The following is a 20,612-nucleotide window of genomic DNA, read 5'->3' as shown; positions in this document are numbered from 1 at the left end:
CAGTACCCTCGCGCGATAGGCTTGATGAGCACCAGCGCTGACTTGAAGTCAGCAACACCGCACACTTCGTGAGGATAGTTTGGACCTCCCCTACCAGGCGTGGCAGCAGGCGCTGGAGGACGAATTCTTCGGCTCAGCGCAGGCTGGCCGCCCGACCTTGTTCTATGTCGATGACGATGTCGAGCGGGAGCTCCGGAAGCGCTACGGTATCGGTGTGCCGCTAGCCGAGTGTGTGGGCCGTTTCCTCAACTCTGGCACGGATCGGCCCTACGCCCCAGTGGAGACATACCGCTGGCGGAAGTGGAAGGAAGACAAGGAAGCGATCCCTGCGTTCCTGCCACTGCTCGCCGCCTCCGTGCTCGCGGCAACGAGGATGGTGAATGACGGGCACCACCCGGCGAGCGCCTATCACGTCCGCTTCTCCGAGCTGCTGACTAACCGTGAAGACCTCCTTCGCGGTGAAGAGTTCGAAGCAGTGTCACAGATGTGGCAGGTCCTTGCGCGGTGGCAGCACAGCCAGGGCACGGCCCGTGGTGTCTGCACCATCCCCGCCGCCGCGGACCTGCCGCGCAACCAGTCGAGGATCGGCTTCCCGCTGTCCCAGGCACTGCTGAACGGCGGCGACCGGCAGGCACTTCCGGAGATCTTCGCAAAGCTGCGAAGCCACAACTCCGGCGCCTGGCCCCTTGACGGAGAGACCTTGCTGGCCACTCTGGAACAGTGGGGCTGGGACAGCAGGTTCTCGGCCGGCTTCCGACGGGCGAAGAAGGTTCCCGATTTCCGTTCACACATAGCCCGGCTCCTGGGCAAACTCGCTGTTTCCTGGGACAGCACGGCAGTCAAGGCGAGCCGCGGCAGCGGGCGGACCGAGCTGCTTGTGAAGTTCGAGGCCGGCAGGCTGTCCTGGCTCGCTCGCGTCCCAAATGCGGGGGCGCCGCACATCAGCCTTTCCGGTGGAGTGTTCCTGGAACGGCTCGCTGACACCGCCTACTACTCGGTCGACGGGCTGGGCGTGCCAGATGCACGGAACCTGAACCGTTGGCTGAACGCCAGCTCCGATGAGGCAGCGCTGAACCGGTCGCCGACACCCGTGCTGGCGCTCGGGCGCGACGATGTCCTGGGCACCTGGGTGAGTGCCAGCGCCTTTGTCCCCGGTGAGGAATACATAGTGCTGGCGGCGCCTGAGGCACAGTCGGACGTGCGGCGCCTCCTGGACCGGGCCGCGTCTCCAGGCCGACCCAGGGAGGGAGGGAGGCTGCCGTGGGTCCCTGAGGGCTGGGCCGTCCACACGGGAGTGGTCTTCAACAGTGCCGTGACACTGCGGCGGGCCGTCAGTGAGATCCAGGGCGCCGTCGATTCACTGCGGCCCACCCAAGAATTCGACCTGCGGCTGGTCGGCGGCCTACGCCTCGCCCCAGTACTGGAGCGGCAGCTCTATCTCGTCGGGGGTGAGCCCTCCGTTGTCATCCCGGACGACGCGTCGGAGACGCTCCTCGTCGACGGGACCGCGCGCCCGGAGCTGAACGGGGCAAGGGCCCTCGGCGGTCTGGTGCCGCTGGCGGGGCTCGGCCTTCCCGCTGGCGTCCACACGGTCTCACTCGGTGCCAGTGCCGTCCGGTTCACCACGGCCGAGGGGCTCCCCGTCCCTGCGGCGGCGGAGCGCCGCTGCGGATTCGAGGTGTCCGGCTTCAAGGCTTCGGCGTACCCGGCGGTGTGCGGGAGCGGGGAGGCGCTGTCCGGGGCGGACTGCGCCGGGCACCGGGTTGGTGCTGTCCCCGAAGTGGTCCTCAGCCGCCGGGGCGCCGACGAGCTGCTGTTCGCTGCCTCCGACGGGAGGCTGTGGCGCATCACCGCTCCCGAGCCGCCCACCTGGCTGGCAGAGCGGCTGCCGCAGGCGTCAGCGCCGTACCTGTTCGAGGTTGAGCTGCACGATGTCGGCGGCTGGCTGCTGGAGCGCCGCGCCGGGCGCTGGCGCGGGCGCGCCGTCAGCCCCGGCATCCCGGAGCCGGCCTCGTCGCCGAACGTCAGCACCTGGGCCGAGGCGGTCCTCGCGGCAAGGGACTGCACAGCGGATTCGAGGTGGGCCGCCTACGTTCACGCGGCGGAGGAGGCAGCCCGGTGAGCACTGAGACGATCGGCGATCTGCTGCTGCGCTGGCTGAGCGAGCGGCAGGGCGGTTCGGTAACGACATTGCGGGAGGGTGTCCGCAGCACGGTGCGGGCATACGGCATCGACACCGCCGAGTACGCGGACTGGGAATGGGTGCGCGCCGTGTCCTCGCTCGGATTCCTGGATGCGGACATCCGGGCGGACCGGTGGTCCGCCGCTCCGCTGGTCCTCACCCGCCTGCCGTTCTCCGACGGTCTGGCACTGATCACCGGTGCCCGTACGGCGGCGGTGCGTGCGGCCCTCGGGTCCGCCGCTGCGGACTGGCTGGAATTGCTGGAGATCCCCGGCGAGACCCGCGAGAGGGCCGTGCCGCTGCCCGCAACGCTGATGGTCCAGTACGACGACGCAGCACGGCTGGACGAGCTGGCCGCGCGCATCGGGGCCGCTTACGTCCCCTGTGCGGCACTCCAGTTGGCCGCGCTCCTGCCGCCTGCCCAGACAGGGGCCGAGGCTGCCCCTCCGGGCGGCGCCGGGCTGGACACCGTGGAGCGCTACGACCTTGCTTCGCGGCGCTTCGTCCCGGCCGATTCGCACACCGAGGACGGACTGTACCGCTGGCGTGGCGCCGACCACGCCCGGCTGGTGCGGCTGCTGCGCGACGGCCGCTTCACCCGGACCGAACACGAGACGGGTATCTACCTCGAACTCGCCCGCCACCATGAGAACGCCGTGCGCTGGCGCCCGGAGGCGGCCGAAGGACGTGCCCGTCTCGGGCGGCTGTTCGTGGACTGCAACTCCCCGCTGCCGCCGCTCCACGCCCGTGCTGCCGTGCTGTGCACGGGTCTGCCGCCGATCAGAGGAAGCCAGGGTCAGACCCTGGCCTACGACAACGTCCCGCAAGTCCTGGCCGAGGCCGTGGCTGCCTCGCTGCTACAGGACCTGGAGATCCTGCCGCCGCTGGCGGCCGTACCCGGGAGGGCACATTGAGCGCCGACAAGGGCATTTCGACCGGAAGTGCGGCACCCGGCGACGTAATCGCTACCTTCGGCGATCTCCGCCGGGCACTGTTCCGCTACTACGACACCCCGTTCGGTGTCGACGACGTCTCGGTGATGGAGGAGCGCCGCCTGCTGCTGGACCGCGACAACGGCGCCTGGCGCGAGCCGCTGATCGAGCTGCGCCCCCAGTACGAGGCCAGCGGGATGACCGTCCCCGAGTCGTTCGCCGCTGCCGCAGCTCACCCGGAAGCCGCCGGCTTCGCCCGGTTCGCACTGCCCGACGGGGTATCGAGCCTCTACCGCCACCAGCACGAAGCTCTGGTGGCGGCCTGCCGGGACGGCAAGGACTTCGTCGTCACGGCCGGAACCGGCTCGGGCAAGACCGAGGCGTTCCTGCTGCCGGTGCTGGCCGACCTGGTCGCCGAGTCCGCCTCCTGGACCGGCACCCGCGCCGCACAGAGCACGTGGTGGCGAGGAGAGGACGAGTACCGCCCGAGCCGCACGGGAGAGAACGGCCACCTCGCGGCAGTCCGGGCCCTGATCCTCTACCCCACCAACGCCCTCGCCGACGACCAGATGATGCGGCTGCGCAAGGCACTGGACGGCGAGGGGGCCCGCACATGGCTCGACGCCAACCGGAACGGCCACCGCTTCTACTTCGGCCGCTACACCGGCGCCACACCCGTACCGGGCGCCAGCACGTCCGCACCCGCCGCGGCCAGGCTGCGCGAGTACCTGCGGGCCCTGGACGCGCGCGAGCAGCGCGCGGACAGCCGCCACCACGCGTTCATCCCCCGCCTGGGCGGGGCGGAGATGCAGAGCCGCTGGGACATGCAGGCCGCACCGCCGGACGTCATGGTCACCAACTATTCGATGCTCAACATCATGCTCCTGCGCCCGCAGGAGGCAGGCCTGTTCGCGGCCACCCGCCGATGGCTGGAGACCACGCCGGACGCCCGGTTCACGCTCGTCCTCGACGAGCTCCACATGTACCGCGGCACGGCCGGCACCGAGGTCGCGTACCTGCTCCGCAACCTGCGGCACCGACTCGGGCTGGACTCCGCCCCGGAGAAGTTCCGGGTACTGGCGGCCTCCGCGTCGCTGGAGGAGGGACGCGACGACGCGTTCCTTGAGGACTTCTTCGCGCTCCCCCGGTCCCGGTGCAGGATCATCCCCGGCACCGCCCTGCTGCCGAAGCGCGCCAGCACCGACCTGACCGCCCACGCGCAGCTCCTCGCCACAGCCGCGAACGATGAGCTGCGCCAGGACCAGGCGCGCGGCCTGGCCGAAGCCACCGGCCTCGGCGGTGCGATCCCCCACGTGCTCTCCCCCGGCGGGACGCCCCGGACACTGCGGATCTCCGCACTCGCCGAGCAGCTCTTCCCGGGCATCGCGGCCCCGGAGCAGCGCGAGGCGGCCCTGCACGGAGCGCTGCGGGTGCTCGGTGCGGCCGAGGACCCCGACCTGCCCAAGCTGCGGGCCCACCTCTTCTTCCGCAACATCGGCGGCATCTGGGCCTGCTCGGACCCGCAGTGCCCAGACATCCCGGTGGAGGCGGACAAGGACCGCCGGGTCGGCCGCCTGTTCGCCGAACCAGCCTCCCGCTGCAGCTGCGGCGCCCGGGTGCTGGAACTGCTGTACTGCCAGACCTGCGGCGACCTGATGCTCGGCGGGTACGCCAGCCCTGAGGACACCCGGAAGCGGAGGTTCACCGGCGCGCTGCACACCGACTTCCCCGAACTCGACCTGCTGCCGGACGAGGCCAGCGGCGTCCCGACAGCGGCGAACTACATCGTGTACTGGCCCAGGCCGAAGGCCCTCGGCCTGGACAAGCCGGACTGGTCAGCCGGGCTGTCGAACAGCGGGGGCAGCGTCGGCTTCGAGTTCCGGCGCAGCGCATACCAGCCCGCCACCGGACGCCTTGTCAACAAGGATGTCGGGCACAGCGGCTGGTCGTTCCACATCACCGTGCCGGACGGCAAGGACTCAGGGGAGCCTGTCCTCGACCCCGCGCAGCTGCGGCCGTTCCCGACACACTGCCCCTCGTGCGGCGACGACTGGGAGATCCGGCGGGACCGCGACGGCCGGCCCATCCCGCTGGAGGACCCCGCCAGGCTCCGCAGCGCCCCGGTGCGCCGCATGCGGACCGGTTTCGACAAGATCAACCAGGTGCTCGCCACCGAGGCACTCGGCCACCTCCCGGCGGACGAACGAAAGGCGATCGCCTTCTCTGACAGCCGCGACGACGCGTCCGAACTCGCCAGCGGCCTCGCGCTGCGCCATTACCAGGACCTGCTGCGGCTGCTCACCGCCAAGGCCGTCCGTGAGCAGGGCGACCCGTTCGCGGACCTGCAGTTGGTAAAGGCCCACTACGCGGGCGAGCAGGTCGAACCCGCAGCGGCCAAGGCCGCCATGCTCCGGCTGCGCGACCGGCATCCGGCCGACTGGGGCAAGCTGAAGGCCATCCTGACGGACGACCTCGACGCCGAGCCGGAGCTGCTGCCCGATCTTGAGCGCCGCTTCGCCAACCTCCCGTCGCTCGATTCCCTCCCCGGCGACCTCGAGGGGCTGCTCGTCGGCTGCGGCACCAACCCCGGCGGCCCGTCCGCCTCGCTGCAGCAGACCTCCGCAGGGCAGAGCTGGACCGTGCTCTTCAACTGGAAGCGCAACCGGGAGTCGGCCGCCGAGACGCAGGCCCAGGAGGAGCTGCTGGACCGAATCCGCAAGCGGCTGCGCACCGAGTTCCTGAACGGGCTCTTCTCCAGCGCGGGACGCGACTTCGAGTCCCTGGGGCTGGGGTGGCTCTGCCTCCAGGACGACCGCGCACCGGTCGAGGCGGCCGTCGGCGGCGACGACGGACTTGCCCGGGCCAGCCTGCGGATCCTCGGCCAGATGCGCCGCTTCCACCAGATGCGCAGCGGGCTGCAGAATCCGCCCGCTCCGCTGAAGCACTTCTGGCAGGAGGTGGCGACCCGCGATGGCACCGACCTGGAATCGGTCAGGGAGCGCGTGCTCGGCATCTGGAAGGACGCCGTGGTCGAGTATGTGATCAACCCCGAGAAGGTGGCGCTCCGTACCGGCATCGGCAAGGTCTGGACGTGCACTGGCTGCCGCCGCCCGCACCTCCACCCGGGCGCAGGGATCTGCACCAAGTGCCGCATCGAACTCCCGTCACAGCCCGAGGAGTTCGAGGGGGCACTCGCCGACGACTACTACGCATGGAAGGCCGAGCACGGAACGGGGAACTTCGCGCTGCGAACGGCGGAGCTGACCGGGCAGACCGACCGGCTGGAGGCCCAGCGCCGCCAGAGCATCTTCCAGGATGTCTTCCTCGGCGAACACGACGTCGAGGAAGCCGACGGGCTCGAGCTCCTGTCGGTGACCACCACCATGGAGGCCGGCGTCGACGTCGGCCCGCTGAACACGGTGCTCCTCGCCAACATGCCGCCGACCCGCTTCAACTACCAGCAGCGTGTGGGCCGGGCCGGCCGACGGAACAGCCCAGTCGCGGTCGCGCTCACGGTCTGCCGCGGGCGCAGTCACGACGAGCACTACTTCGCCCGCCCCGAGGCCATCACCAACAGCCCGACGCCGCCGCCCTACCTGGCGCTGGGAATGCCCGCGATCTTCAAGCGCGTGCTGCTCGGCGAGGTCCTGCGGCAGGCCTTCGAAGCGCTGTCCGCCGCCGACACCGATGACACGCCGTCGCTGACGAACAACGTCCACGGCCAGTTCGGCCTCTCAGCCGGCTGGGCGGACCACCGTGACGCAATCAGGAGCTGGACCGCCGCACACCCCGACCGCATCCGGGCGGCCGCCGCCGCCCTGCAGGCCCGCACCCCCGAGGCAGTCTCCTCGATCGACCCGGTGGCATGCATCGCCGACCTGCTGGACCGGATCGACACAGTCTCCGCGGAGCGGGTCGGCCACGCCGAACTGAGCCAGCGGCTCGCCGAGGCAGGGCTGCTGCCGATGTTCGGGTTCCCGACCAGGGCGCGCCTGCTGTACTCCAGCTTCCCCGACAAGCCATTCCCGTGGCCGCCCTCAGACTCGATCAACCGCGATCTCGCCGTGGCGCTGAGCAAATTCGCGCCCGGCAGCGAGACCCCGCGCGACGGCCGCCTGCTCCGCTCGACAGGCATCGTCTCGCTCAGCCCAGGTGCACGCCGGGTCTACGCCGCCGAGGACCCTTTCGGCCCGGAGCAGCTGGTGGCGATGTGCAGGATCTGCGCCAACATCGATCCGGTGCCCGACGGCGCCGAGCCCCCGGACCGCTGCCCGGCCTGCGGCGCAGAGGGCAAGAACTACCGCGTCGTCCCGTTCCGGGAGCCGGCCGGCTTCCGTGCCGCACCCGACCCGCGGGACTACGACGGCACACGCGACTGGGGCAGCGGTTCGACCAGCACGCGCACCGCCGCCGATCTGGAGAACACCGCACCCCGGGTGCTGCGGTCGGCGGACGACTGGCTGGTGGTGCACTGCGGCAGCGGGGACCGCTACATGGTCAACAGCAACGGCGGCAGGCTGTTCCGCTTCCGCAAGGACACCGGCAAGTGGAAGGGCTACTGGCACGTCGAGAACCCGAGGGCCGACGCGGACCTGCAGACCGCCCTCGGTGCAACCCAGCACACCGACATGCTGTTCCTCGGAGCGAAGGCGGCCGTGGACGAGCGGCGGGGCCTGCGGTTCGACATCTCGCGTTCCGCGCAGCCTGACGGCTTCGCCGACGCCTACCACGGGCGCCGTGCCGCCTGGTACTCCCTCGCCGCCCTGCTGCGCCGCGCGGCCGCGCCGTACCTCGACGTCCAGCCTGATGAGCTGCTGAGCGGCATCCACGGCTCCCCTGCACCGGTGGCGGCACCGGTCATGGCCTACCTCGCCGACAGCCTCGACAACGGCGCGGGTTTCAGCACCCACCTGGGAGCGCCCGACCAGATCAACGGGTTCCTCGACGCGGTGGACGACTACCTCGCCCAGTTCGGGGAGGACAGCCGGCACGCGGAGGCGTGCAGCAGCTCCTGCTACTCGTGCCTCCGGGACTACACGAACATGCGCCTGCACCCCCTGCTGGACTGGCGCCTCGCCCGGGACCTCGTCGGCGCCCTGCGCGGCCGGGATCTCCAGCCGGAACCGTCCCGGCACGAGGAACTCCTGCGCGGCTGGGCGAAGGAGGACCCCGCTGTCCGCCTGGCGGAGACCGGAAGCGGCCTGGTCTGCGTCCACACCTCGGACTTCACCGGCGAGCCCGTCGCCGTCGCAGTCAAGCATCCGCTGGAATCCTCCACCGCCGCCTGCGAGGCACCGCGCCTGGAGCGGCTGCGGAAGGAGGTGTCCGATGCGGGCATCGCCGACCGGCTGGCGTTCGTCGACGCGTACTGCCTGGACCGGACCCCGGCGGCTGTGATCGACGAGGTCCGCAGGTTCGCGGAGGAGTGATGGCGGAGAGCACCGGTGTCATATACGGCGGCGGCGCCACCGGCCCCGCCGACGAGCTGGAGGAGCTCCGTCGGCGTGAGCTGGCCCGGCGCAGAGCGCTAGCCGAAGCACGCGAGCGCGGCGAGCGGCCTGCGCTGCGCTCGGGCCGCGGCGCGTCCCCAGCGGCAGCCGAGCGGCGCCACGGCCCGGTGGGGAGCGTGGCCGCGGACCCTGTGCGGGTCCCCGAAGGTTTCGCCGACGCCGGGGCGTGGGCGGAGGCCTTGGCTTTCGCCCGGCGCGTCCTCGGCGGGCCGCCCCCAGATGCCAGTCCCGCCCCGGACCTGATTGCCCGCCAGCTGGCTGCGGAGATCATCCGGGCTGCTTCGCAGCTGGCACCGGTCGCCGGCGTGGCTGTGCTCACCGAAGCGGACGGCCATGGGATTCCCGTCCTGGATCCGCCTGCTGCCGCCCGGGCACGTGCCCTGCTCGCAGGCACGCCCGCCGTCGTACCAGGGGCAGCCGGGAGCGCCTGGCAGGTCTACCAGGACGAGCAGTCCATCGACGAGTTCCACATCTCCGAGACCCGGCAGAAGGCACTGCTCTCCGTACTTCCGCTCGCCGTCCTGGACGACTTCGTCGACGAGGAGTGGATCACCGCGGTCCCGGAGCCGGACGGCTCACCCCAGGCCGTCTACCTCCGGGCACGGCTCGCCCCGGACACCCTCACCGACGAGGAGCTGTCGCAGCTGGACTGGCCATTGGAGCGCGAGCGCCGGACAGCCGGAACGGGCACCGAGCCCGGGCCCGACTGGCCGGACTCCTGGCGGCTGCTGTCCCGGCTGCAGCAGGCCGACGCCGGAGCCGTGACCGAGGAGTGGTTCGGACTCCCGCAGGGTGTGCGCAAGCTCCTCGATGAACTCCGGGAGGTACGCCGGACCGGCTATGTGAGCCAGGATCTCGCTGCCGACCGCTCGCTCTGGCTGCTCCTCGAGCGCCTGGCCCCCGACGGCCGCGGCGGCTCGCGGCAGTTCACCGGCTGGCTCAGTGTCAGGAGGATGCTGAGGGCTATCCGCCATGCCCATCGTGCCGGACTCCACGGCGAGACGGAGCGCGCGGAGCGGATGCGGGCGGCTGCCTGGGAATCCGCCGACCGGCTCGAGCACGGACCGCAGACCGTCCGGTGGGAAGCGAGGAATGTGCGCGCCTACCTGCTGGCCGCGGACGATCCCGGCAGGGCGGCGTCCTGGCTGGAGCTCGATGCAGAGTCCCGGCCGCCCCGGTTCCGGGAACTGGGCGAGTCCGCCGCCCATTCACTGCAGCGCAACCGCCGCTACCTGAAGAGCGGCCCCCGCTCCGAGCGCAACGGGCCGTTGAACCCCTACCTCGTGCTGGGTGTCGAGGACGCCTCACCGGACTGGAAGCAGTCCTGGCGCAGACTCCGCCGCGAACTCGACGAATCAGGGAACGTCGCGGTCAACCAGGCCAAGGACGCCATCGAAGCCGCCGAGCGCGGGCAAGGGGAGGTGGCACGCTTCGTGCTCCCCCTCGCCCCGCACCGCTGGGCAGTGCCACCGGGCGTCAGCCGGCTCCTTGAGCTCCCCGCCGAGCCGATGGGGCGGCTGACCGAGCCCCCATCCGAGGCCGACCGGGCCTGGGCACGGGAAGCTGCCGCTCGCGAGATAATCGAGGCCGCCGCGGGCCTCCTGTCCCAGCCTCCTGTTCTTCCGGACCTCGACCAGCAGAGAGCAGCTCATCGTGACTAGCAAGCCCCCGCCAAGCGCCGACCGCAGAAGCAAGGGGGCGGCACGTTCCGGAAGGGGCGGCAGCCGCCGCAGCCTCTCCGACCGCCGTATCTCTGAACCGCAGGTCCGCTCCGAAGGCTCCGAGCGCAGCCGCTGGACAGAAGAGAGCCGACTGCCGGAAATCGCTCCTGGCACCTTCGATGCAGCTGCCCTGCTGGCATCCGTCACGGAATCCCTGCGCCCCGTGATCGATACGCAGCTCGAGCAGATCGCCTGCTCCCTCGCCGCGTCGGTGCCCGCCGCTGAGGACGGCGACCTAGCGGCCGTGATCCGCACTGAGCTCACGCGCCGTCTCGTCCCCCAGTTCACCGAAGCAGTCCGCGGAGCCGTCGTAGACGGAATCCGCGCGCGGCAGATGCACCTGGCCCAGCTAGCGGTCATCGACCGCGCCGCGCACCAGGCATCGAAGCTGACATCACTGCAGGCACGGATCGACCACGAGATCACGAAAGCAGGCCTGGTCCGGGTCGCCGAGCCCGGGGATCTGTCGCTCTTCAGCCTGGTGAACCCGGACCAGGACCGCACCGGCGATAGCGAGGCCCCGGCCTATTCCGTAGTCGCCCCCGCCTACACCGACCGGGAGTCTGGCCGGGTTGTGGAAATCGGCTGGCTGCGGGTCGAGGACGGTGACCGGCCTGAGAACCAGCCGAGGAGCTTGACGCCCCGCAAGAAGCGCCAGCAGCACCCTGACCGGGAACGGCACCCGCAAGCCCCTCCCGCTCCGGCAAAGACACAGGGAGCGCTCAAGAAGCCGCACCGCAAGGGGCCTTCCGCCCGTCCGGGGCCGCCCCAGCCCGCTGCCGAAGGGGCTTCCGGGGCCGCACCAGTACCGGACCGCCCCCGGGAGGACCGCACGCCGGACGGATCGCCCCTGTCCCGCACCCATGCCGCCCCGCACCGCGACGCTGCCGGGAACCACCGCACCAAATAGCATGGAAGGCACTCGATGAGCTTCGGCATCGACTTCGGTACCAGTAACTCGGTTGTCGCACGCTGGAACGGGCTGGCCGCCGAGGTCGTCCCGGTGGACGGCGGAAACGTACCCGCGAACTGGCGGCGGCCGGAGTTCGGGCAGCTTTTCCCTTCCGTCGTCTCCGTACGCGACGTCCGCCGCACGCTCTGCTTCGGGTGGGCGGCAAAGACTGGTACCAGCGACCCGCTCGATGCCGTCAAGCGCATGCTCGGCACCCGTTCCAGTGCGGACCGGGCGGCGGACGCCGGCGAGGAGGCGCTTCCGCATCTGGAGGAACACCGGGTGTGGATCGGCGGCGAGCAGTTCCGGAGCACGGCGGCCGCCGCCTCGCTCTTCAGCCGCATGCGGGAAGGAGCCGCTGACGAGCTGCTCGAGCTGTCCGAGGCCGTCGTCACCGTCCCCGCCAACGCGACCGGCGGGGCCCGCTACCGCACGCGCGCGGCCGCCGTGCTCGGCGGCGTCAAGGTCAAGGCTCTGATCAACGAGCCGACTGCGGCGGCGATCTCGTATGCCTACGACTACCCCATCCCGGGCCGGTTCCTGGTCTTCGACTGGGGCGGCGGCACCATAGACGTCACCGTGCTTGATTACGTGGACGGGCTGTTCGAGGAACGGACGTCACGCGGCATCACTGCCCTCGGGGGCCTGGAGTTCGACGAGGAGCTCGCCAAGCTGATTCTGCGCAAACTGGGCACCGTCCCGGAGCGGCTCAGCATGGCGCAGCGCCGGCAGTGGCGCCGGCATGTCGAGCTCACCAAGATCGAACTCTCCCATCTGCCTCCCGACGGCTACGCCCTCTTCGAGTCCCCGCCGAGCGAGCGGTCCGGCCGCAGCGTCAACAACGCGAAGATCACGGTCGAGGAGTACAACGCCGCGATCGCCCCGCTGGTCGAACAGGCGTTGAGACCGGTCGAGCAGGCTCTCGACGACCTGGGCACCAGTGCCCAGGGGATCGACTCCGTCCTGCTGATCGGCGGGACCTCCCAGATCCCGCTGGTGCGCGAAACCCTCGGAAGAATGCTGGGCCACGACCGGATCGTCGATCCGCGGCTGTGCAGGCCCATGACGGCCGTCGCCCGAGGTGCGGCCATCTACGCGGCCTCGCTCGACGGGGAGCTAGACGATCTCAGCGATTTCTCCTTGGTGAGCAACTACGACCTGGGCTCCGCTTTCAACGCCGGCCGGACGCGCGGCTTCCAGTCGATCATCCGCCGCAACGCCACTCTCCCAGCCGAGGGCACGTCGGTCTTCCAGCCCTCCGCCCCCGGGGCCACGTCCGTGCATGTCGAGATCGTCGAAGGCGAGTACGGGCACTCGGCCGACAGCGACCGGGCGTTCCCGCTCGCCGCGTTCGACGTCCCGCTGCCGCGGGCGGAAAACGATCCTGCCCACAATAAAATCACCATCCGCTTCCGCTACAACGAAAGCGGAATCCTCCGCTTCACCGCGACCCACGCCATCACCGGACAGCTTCTGGCCGAACGCGAGATCGACTCCTTCGGCCCCGACGGCACCCCGCTGCAAGATGGCCTGGAAGGCGAGCTCACCAGGCTGCTCGCCCACACCGTACGGCCGTTTCCCGATACTCCGAAGGCTTCCGCACCCGGGCCGGCCACTGGTAGTACGGAGGCGCCCGGGGAGGAAGCCGCCAGTCGCGCGCCGATCGCCGACCCCTCGGTGACCGTCAACGGGGAGTCCCAGTTCCTGGCATCCTGACAGCTTGCCAACGGCTCAGAGCAGCTCTTCCCCGCCCACCAGGTCCGCAAGGAAGGGGCTGGGGGCGCCGCTCCAGCTGACCGCCATGGCATCCCGCGCCCGGGTGCACGCGACGAACAGCAAGCACCGCTCGGCGAGGAGGTCAGTCGCGTGCTGGATCGAATCGGCCTCTGCCGGAGTCACCGCCGACAACAGCGGCAGAGCCGACTCCGAGGCGCCGAGCACGGCGACACAGCGGAACTCCAACCCCTTCATGGCGTGCATCGTGGCCACGCGCACGCCCGCCTCATCAGCACCAGGACTGTCCTTCAGCAGCACGGCGTCGATTCCCGCCGCCTTCAGACGGGACATCACCTTGTTCCCGAGCTGCCGGAACCTAGTGCACACGGCGATCTCTGCCGAGGGCACGTCGGCGGCCAGCCACTGCTGCACACGGTCGACGAGCGCCGTCAGCTCGGCATCCTCCGAGTCGTAGCCGCAGGCGGTCGGTCGGGTGCCGTGAAGGAGCGAGACGTAATCAGCGAGGCCCCCGTCCCGCTGGTCTCCCGACAGGTCGTTCACTGTCTGCTCAGACAGCACCGCCCCGGACCAGCGCAGGATCTCCTCGGTATTGCGGTAGTTGAGCCGCAGCCGGAAGCTCCGCCCGGCAACCGGAATACCGAGCGCCGCAAAAGACACCCGAGAGTCGTAGATCCGCTGGTGAGGATCACCGGTGAGGAAGATGTCGTCGGGCCCCTCGGCCACGGCGGCACGCAGGAGGCGCCACTGGGCAGGGTGGAGGTCCTGGGCTTCGTCGACCACGATGTGGCGATAGCGGGATGCGCCGGACCCTGCCGCCCGCAGTACCCGGGCCGCCTCCGCGCACAGCCGAAGCTGGGTGCTGCGTCCTTCTGCATCGAGCTGGCGGGTGAACTCGGCCACCGCCTGCCAGAGTAGCGGGCGCTTCGACGGCGCCAGTTGACCGCCCCGTCCCCTGCGCTCCGCGGCGGTGTACTCCTCCTCGGTGAGCAGGTCCTGGGCGAGGATAACGTGGCGGTACTCCTGCATCAGGAACTCGCCGGACCACGGCAGGTTGAGCTTCGTGCCGAGCGCCCGCCACCGGTTACGCTCGTCGCTGTCGTCGACCGCCTGCGGCGCGCGGCCGGTGTGCTCGCGCAGGACCTTGAAGGCAAGGGAGTTGACGGTCCCGGTCTCGACGCGGGCGAGCGCTGCCGGGTCGTCAAGCAGCAGGGCCAGGTTCTCCCGCAGGATCGCGGCGAGCGCGTTCGTGTAGGTAGTCAGCAGAACGTGGGGCCGGTCGCCATTCGTCGGTCGGCCCAGCAGGTGCTTGACGCGGTGGAGTGCGACGACCGTCTTGCCCGTGCCGGGGCCGCCGGAGACCTGGGCAGGCCCACTGTAGGACTCGCGGTACGCGACCCGCCGCTGATTGGGGTGCAGGAACACCCGCCAGGCGGCGAACGGCTGGGAGAGCATGTACTCGAGCTCGTCCGGCCGGGACACCACGACGATGCGGCTGGCGGTGTTCGCGATGGCGGTGGACACGTCGCGCGAGTCCAGCGGCCCGGGGTCGGCCGGACGGCGCTGCGAGACGATGTCGCTCCACACCTCCTCCGGAGTGAACCCTTCGGCGAGGTACTGCAGCACCTCGCACTGGTCCTCGGGGAACATCGGTACGAAGGCGTCGAGCTGGGCCTGGTCCGTGAGCGAGCGCACGGCCGGCAGCAGACCGCTGTCGATACCGAGGTCACGCAGCACCGTGTCCGAGTAGGCGTCGAAGAGCCGGCGCGGCGCGGCGGCGGCCACCCGTTCCAGCAGCGGTGTGATCTGCTCGATGGCCTCGACGTTCCGCACCTCCAGCCCCCGGGTCGCCGAGTTTACGCTGAAGATCCGCTTCGCGGCCCACTCGTATGCCTTGTCGTGCTGCAACACATTCACCAGTAGGAACGTCGCACCCCCGTCGTCCGGCGCAAGTACGACGCCACGCCAGAAACCAGTGATTCGGATCGTCCGCAGCCGGGGATCCCTGGCGTTCTCGACCGACTCCAGGTGCAGGCCCTTGTCCTTGTGCAGCTCTGCGGCGCTCAGCTGCTGGAACTTCACCACCGCCTTCCGCACCCCGGAGCGGACATGCTTCTCCAGCTGCTCGTACTGCTCCCAGAAGGAGACGGAGAGTGCGAGTTGCGGCATCGGGCTGGCCTCCATCGAACAGTGCGGCAGCGATCAACGTACTTCCTTACACCATCAGCACTTGTGGCTGATAGTCAGTGCTTGTTCGGTTCCGCCGCCCGCTTCCACGGCTCCCGCGGTCGGCGACGAGCGGCCAGGCGAGACGGAGCTAGGTGTGGACAGCGATTACCACCATGTCCATCGGTCAGCCGACGCCGAGTCACGAAGCCGGGGTCTGGTCTAGCCCAGCGTCTGGTTCCAGGGATGTCCTGGACGCGGAGCGTGCGCAGGCCCGGGCCAACGGGCCGGGATCAGGACGGCTTACGCCGAGTGTGCGCTGCAGCTGATCAGTGCCCGGGCGTCCGCGTGGCTGCCGGCGTCCATCAGGTAGCCGACCACTGCGAGGACGAACCCGTCGGGCCGACTGCCGACCTTCCGCAGGAGAGTATCTACGGCCTCTGTGAGGCCCCGGCTGCGGCACCTCTGGATCGCGGCGGCGGACTCCACCGCAGGCGCCTCGTCGCCGGCATAGTCCAGCATGCCGACGGCGTGTTCGTAGCGGCCGCTGTCCAGGTGCAGCGCCAGCTCCTCAACCGGCCACTGCAGCTCCGCGGCCGAGCCGTTGCGCCGGTCCCCCTCGGCGGGCGGGACCGGCGCAGCGGACGTCACGCCGGTCCCGCCCGCCAGTGCCGCCGGTGCCCCACCGCGCGTGCTAGCAACGGTGTCCGCGGCCGGCCCGGCGACTTCGGCACTGCTGGTTCCGGCAGCAGCGGCCTCGTACTCGTCCGAGACGCGCTGCACGAGGCACTTCAGGTCTGCCAAAGCCAGCACCCCGGCGCGGTCCTTGTGCTCCGCGAGTCTGTGGAGCTCGATGACCGTGTCCGCGTCGGGAAACAGGACCTTTCCCGACGCGAGCCGGTTGAGGGCCGAGCGGGAGCTGTGGATCTGATCTGCCACGCTGCGCAGCGACCCGCCCGTGGCGCTGAGCAGGGTGCGCACCGCCTGGGCGAGTTCGCGGCGCGCCGGGGAAACGGAGGGCGGAAGGGCCTTCATCTGTCCGCGTGGAGGCAAAGGAAACTCCCCGAGGGTAGGGGGTCGACGAAGTGTCAGCCCATCTTGGCAAACGCTTACGACAGTTGAGGGGCCCTGTGGCGCGGCAGGGACACGCCGGGACACCGGGCGAGGAGGGACACCGAGGGACAGGGAAGCCTTCCCCTGCCCCTGGGGCATGCGCTTCGCTTGAGGAGCAGGCGGGACCGGCCCGCTGACAGCCCACCAGGGCCGTCACTGCGCTGCCCACGAGAGGATCCGAAGAGCATGGTGGTGGCAATCCCGTCCTGGACTGACGAGGAACTCGGCACCAAGAAGCGCGTTGCGCTTTGGCTGGTGCAGGAGGTCGGAATCGGCAGCGTGTTCACCAAGGAGCAGCTGCGGACCGCGTTCGAGGGGGTCAGCCAGGTCGACCGGCGCATGCGGGAGCTTCGCGACCACGAGTGGCAGATCGACACCAACCGGGAGGACCCGGCTCTCGACCCCAGCGAGCACCGGTTCGTGCGGCAGGGTGTGCCGGTATGGGAGCCCGGTATGGGAAGCCGCAAGGCAACCGAGTCGGTGGGAGCAGTGCAGCGCCGTGCCGTGCTCCTGAATGACAACTACCTGTGCCGGACCTGCGGCATCGGCAACGGCGAGGTGTACGCCGACGGCCACGGCGCGACCTCCCACCTGGACATTGCGCGGCGTCCGGTCACCCTGCCCGGCGGCGGCACGGAGGTGCAGCTGGTCACCGAGTGCAACCGGTGCCGTGTCGGAGGGCGCGACGCCGGCGCCGACCTGGGCGCCTTTGCGTCGGCGCTGGCGCAGCTGTCGGCCTATGAACGCAAGATGCTGTCTGCCTGGATGGAGCAGGACGCCCGCGGCTTCAATGAGGTCGAAAAGCTCTGGGGCGTCTACCGCACGCTGCCGGCGGCTGCGCGCGCCGAGGTCCGCGACATGCTCCTGTAGTCCACTCCCCGGGGCGGCTCCGGAACCCCTGTGCCGCCCCGTTCCCGGCCCTGGCAGTATCTGCATCGCTTTCACACACACGAAGGAGCACACACGTGTTGATCGACTTCGGCCAGCCCCACGAAGCCGCCGGCAATCGCGAGCTCGTGGCCCACCGGCTGAAGGAGCTGCGCAATGGGAGCGGGGTCCCGGAAACGCTGACCGTCGAGTGGCGCGGGAAGCCCGCCTATATCGAGGTCATCGATATGCCGGTCGAGGTCCTGCGCTATAACCCTGGCACACACCGCATCCGCGCCCAGCGCGCCTACGACCCGGCCCGGGACCGGTCTCTGACCGAGGACCCCTGGAGCCCGGAGAGCCAGGATTACCTCCACCACCTGCTGAAGGCGCTGCCGGCCGACCCCTCCAGGACTGACAAGGCCTTCGAGGACCTGACGGAGAGCCTTCGCGAGTACCAGCAGAACGAACCCGGGCTGATCACCCACGAGGGCATCCTCGTGAACGGCAACACCCGCCGCGCTGCGCTCAAGGAGCTCGGGCGGACCAGCATGCGGGTCGGCGTTCTGCCGGAGAGCTGCGAGTGGAGTGATATCCACGCCGTCGAGCTCTCCCTCCAGCTGCGCCCGGACACCCGGCGGGACTACTCCTACATCAACCACCTGCTCGCCCTGGAGGAACAGGTGGCGCTCGGCAAGCCGCTGTCGGAGATCGCCCGGAATTTCCACACCACGACGCCGGCCTGCGACCGCGATCTGTGGATCCTGGCCCAGCTTCGGGACCTCATCAGCCGTAGCGCCACCGGAACCGCCTCGCTGCGGCTGATGGACTTCGAAGAGGCTAAGGAGCGGTTCTTCGAGCTCTACCGCGCCTACAACACCGAGTCCGCACGCAACCGGGAGCGTGCCGACCTGCTGAAGGAGGGCCGGCTCGCGGCCATCGTGCTGGAGTTCGCCAAGACCGACGTCCGGTTCATCCAGCCCGACTTCCAGGAACGGTTCCTGGACCAGCGGCTGCCCGCAGACCTCAGGCCCGCCCCAGCCGATGCGGCACCGGCGGTGGCCATCCCCGGCCTCGGCCGCACCGTCCAGGCCGCCGGCGCGAGCGTCGCCGCGGCCAAGGCGCTCACCGACTCCCTCCTGCAGGCCAAGGCTGTCAAGGCGGCCGGCGCCGCCGCAACCCCCGAGGAGCAGACGGCGGCCGCCGAGGTCCTCGACCGCACCCGGGACGTCTTCAACGAGGCGCTGGAGTTCGCAGGCAAGGACTTCCGGCTCCGGAAGAAGCGCCTCGCCGCTCCCGACCGCGTCACCGACGCCTGCAAGGACCTGGAGCAGTGCGTCACCGACCTCGTCCTCGCCCGCGGCAACGGGAGCCTGGACGAAGGGGCGTTCGACGACGCCCTGCTGAAGCTGCGCACCATCATGGAGCGCGTGGCCGTCGAGGCTGGCAAGAGCGTGCCGCTCCCGGGCGAGGGTCTGGCCTGGCTCAACATTGCTGTGGGGAAGCAGCAGTGACGGATACCCGGACAGAGCCGTCGCTGCGGATCGCATTCGACGTGTCGCGGACCCGCGTTGTCCTGCGCACCGCGCCCGGGTACGAGCAGGACTTCGCGGACCTCGCCGCGCGCATCGCCCCCGGCGGCCAGCGTGGGCCACTGGTGGGCGAGTTCGAGCTCGACGACTTTCTCGACCGCATCATCGAGCTCGGCTCCTGGCGCCACGACAGCGTCGAGTGGGAGGACGCGCTGGTCCAGCTCGTCACCGGCGTCCTCGACGACGCCGAGCGGGCCGAGCAGACTCTCCGCAGTGGCGCGGACGTTGGCCAGGGCGCGGTCGCGCCGGACGACGTGCCGGGTCTCCTAGGCGACGGCTGGACCGGAGGCCTCACCTCTTTCCAGCTCCGCGATGCTGCACAGCTGCTGTCACTCGGGCACGGCGCGAACTTCAGCGTCCCCGGAGCCGGCAAGACCCGCGTTTCCCTGGCCGTCTACGCCGCCATGCGTGAACAGGGCCTGGCCAAGCGGCTCCTGGTCGTCGGGCCGAAGTCCGCCTACGAGGCATGGCAGACCGAGAGCCAGCTCTGCTTCCGCACGCCGCCGCGCATCGCCGTCATGGGCCGCACCCCCGACTACGGCGCAGAGGTACTGCTGGTCAACTACGAGCGTCTGTCCCGGGCCGTACCCGGGCTCGCGTCCTGGCTGGGCGCGGCACCGTCGATGCTGGTGCTCGACGAGGCCCACCGCATGAAGCTCGGCGCCAACGGGACATACGGCTCCGCCTGCCTCGCGCTCGGGCCCACCGCCACCCGGCGGCTCATCCTCACCGGCACTCCGGCCCCCAACGGGGCCCGGGACCTGGAGAACCTGCTGTCGTTCGTCTGGCCCGGCCGCGGCAAGCGCGTCGTCTCCGACGCTGTGCGCGGCGGCGACCTCGCCTACGCCAGCACGGTGCTGCGGCCGCTGTTCACCCGCACCACCAAGCGCGAGCTTGGCCTGCCCCCGTTCGAACCGAAGGTCCGGTACGTCAGCCTGCCGCCAATCCACCGGGAGGTGTACGAGGCACTCAAGGGCAACTTCTCCCCACGGGCCGAGGCGTCCCGCGCCGACATTGAAGCCCTCGGGCGGGCAGCACTGCGCCTGCTCATGGCCGCAACCAGCCCGGCGCTCCTGGTCGAGGGCAGCAGCCCGTACGAGCCGCTCGCCTACCGGGTACCGGCACTGGAAGCTGCCCCCGGCGAGTCTCTCCACGCGCTCCTGCGCGACCTGCCCCGCTACGAGCTCTCACCCAAGTTCCAGGAGGCCGTCCGGATCGTCGCCGCCAACGCGGCAGCGGGCCGCAAGACGATCGTGTGGACGACGTTCGTACGCAACATCACCACCCTGGCCGAGCTCCTCTCCCCCTACTCTCCAGCCGTCGTCCACGGCGGCACGGCAGACCGGGACGAGGAGATCCGACGGTTCCGCGAGGACCCTGACTGCATGGTGCTGCTCTCCAACCCGGCCACCTTGGGCGAGGGCATCAGCCTGCACCAGGTCTGCCACGACGCGGTCTACGTCGACCGCGACTTCATGGCTGGCCGGTACCTGCAGAGCCTCGACCGCATCCACCGCTTGGGCCTGGCCCCCGGAACGGAGACGAGGGTCACCGTCCTTGTCGCGGAAGGCACCATCGACGAGGTTGTCCAGCTGCGTCTCGAGGCAAAGCTGGAGTTCATGGGCAGCATCCTGGACGACCCGGAGGTGCGCCAGCTCGCAGACCTCGTCGAAGAGCCCGTCGGCAGCGCCGGCCTGGACCTGGCGGACATCCGGGAACTCCTGCGCCACCTCGAGCCCCCGGCCTTGCTCGACGAGCAAACCACGGAGTGAGGCCCAGGACCCGCAGCCGTGACGGGCTAGGGTGCCGTACGGATCGAAAGGGCTCCTCGAATCCACCGTGT

At 70.3% G+C, this 20,612-nt stretch carries 11 protein-coding genes; 9 read left to right on the top strand and 2 right to left on the bottom strand.

Annotation, left to right across the window (positions count from 1 at the left end; translation table 11 throughout):
• Positions 1–79 precede the first annotated feature (79 nt).
• The 6 genes from ACQ614_RS26880 to ACQ614_RS26855 are packed head-to-tail and all read left to right on the top strand — an operon-like array spanning position 80 to position 13,013.
• Positions 80–2,122 carry a hypothetical protein gene (locus tag ACQ614_RS26880; protein ID WP_431681296.1) on the top strand — a complete coding sequence of 681 codons (2,043 nt, stop codon included), beginning with the start codon at positions 80–82 and terminating at the stop codon, positions 2,120–2,122.
• Positions 2,119–3,096, top strand: a complete 978-nt coding sequence (locus tag ACQ614_RS26875) for a hypothetical protein (RefSeq protein ID WP_359965542.1) — start codon at positions 2,119–2,121, stop codon at positions 3,094–3,096. The genes ACQ614_RS26880 and ACQ614_RS26875 overlap by 4 nt, the downstream gene beginning before the upstream one ends.
• On the top strand, positions 3,093–8,543 hold the full coding sequence (locus tag ACQ614_RS26870) for a DEAD/DEAH box helicase (RefSeq protein WP_431681295.1): 5,451 nt from the start codon (positions 3,093–3,095) through the stop codon (positions 8,541–8,543). Before ACQ614_RS26875 ends, ACQ614_RS26870 begins: the two co-directional genes overlap by 4 nt.
• Complete coding sequence (locus ACQ614_RS26865) at positions 8,543–10,285, top strand: hypothetical protein (RefSeq protein WP_431681294.1); 1,743 nt, start codon at positions 8,543–8,545, stop codon at positions 10,283–10,285. Before ACQ614_RS26870 ends, ACQ614_RS26865 begins: the two co-directional genes overlap by 1 nt.
• Positions 10,278–11,255 carry a hypothetical protein gene (locus ACQ614_RS26860; protein WP_431681293.1) on the top strand — a complete coding sequence of 326 codons (978 nt, stop codon included), beginning with the start codon at positions 10,278–10,280 and terminating at the stop codon, positions 11,253–11,255. Before ACQ614_RS26865 ends, ACQ614_RS26860 begins: the two co-directional genes overlap by 8 nt.
• Positions 11,256–11,270: 15 nt before the next feature.
• The gene (locus ACQ614_RS26855) at positions 11,271–13,013 is read left to right on the top strand and encodes an Hsp70 family protein (protein WP_359965530.1); all 1,743 of its coding nucleotides are present in this window, start codon (positions 11,271–11,273) and stop codon (positions 13,011–13,013) included.
• A 15-nt stretch (positions 13,014–13,028) separates the two neighbouring features.
• Here ACQ614_RS26855 and ACQ614_RS26850 read toward each other — a convergent pair whose 3' ends face one another.
• The gene (locus ACQ614_RS26850; protein WP_359965528.1) at positions 13,029–15,200 is read right to left on the bottom strand and encodes a DEAD/DEAH box helicase; all 2,172 of its coding nucleotides are present in this window, start codon (positions 15,198–15,200) and stop codon (positions 13,029–13,031) included.
• Positions 15,201–15,500: 300 nt separating this feature from the next.
• On the bottom strand, positions 15,501–16,178 hold the full coding sequence (locus tag ACQ614_RS26845; RefSeq protein ID WP_431681292.1) for a hypothetical protein: 678 nt from the start codon (positions 16,176–16,178) through the stop codon (positions 15,501–15,503).
• Positions 16,179–16,496: 318 nt separating this feature from the next.
• On the opposite strand from ACQ614_RS26845, the gene ACQ614_RS26840 reads away from it, so the two are divergent.
• From ACQ614_RS26840 to ACQ614_RS26830, 3 genes are all read left to right on the top strand, one after another.
• The gene (locus tag ACQ614_RS26840) at positions 16,497–17,180 is read left to right on the top strand and encodes a hypothetical protein (protein WP_431681291.1); all 684 of its coding nucleotides are present in this window, start codon (positions 16,497–16,499) and stop codon (positions 17,178–17,180) included.
• A 95-nt stretch (positions 17,181–17,275) separates the two neighbouring features.
• The gene (locus ACQ614_RS26835) at positions 17,276–18,691 is read left to right on the top strand and encodes a transcriptional regulator (RefSeq protein ID WP_431681290.1); all 1,416 of its coding nucleotides are present in this window, start codon (positions 17,276–17,278) and stop codon (positions 18,689–18,691) included.
• Positions 18,692–18,732: 41 nt separating this feature from the next.
• A complete protein-coding gene (locus tag ACQ614_RS26830; RefSeq protein WP_431681289.1) occupies positions 18,733–20,541 on the top strand; it encodes a DEAD/DEAH box helicase in 1,809 nt (602 codons plus the stop codon).
• Positions 20,542–20,612 lie beyond the last annotated feature (71 nt).

This window comes from Kitasatospora dryopteridis (assembly GCF_050749075.1).
Lineage (GTDB): Bacteria > Actinomycetota > Actinomycetes > Streptomycetales > Streptomycetaceae > Kitasatospora.
Note: the sequence above shows the minus strand (reverse complement) of the source record. Positions and strands in the feature narration are given on the sequence as shown.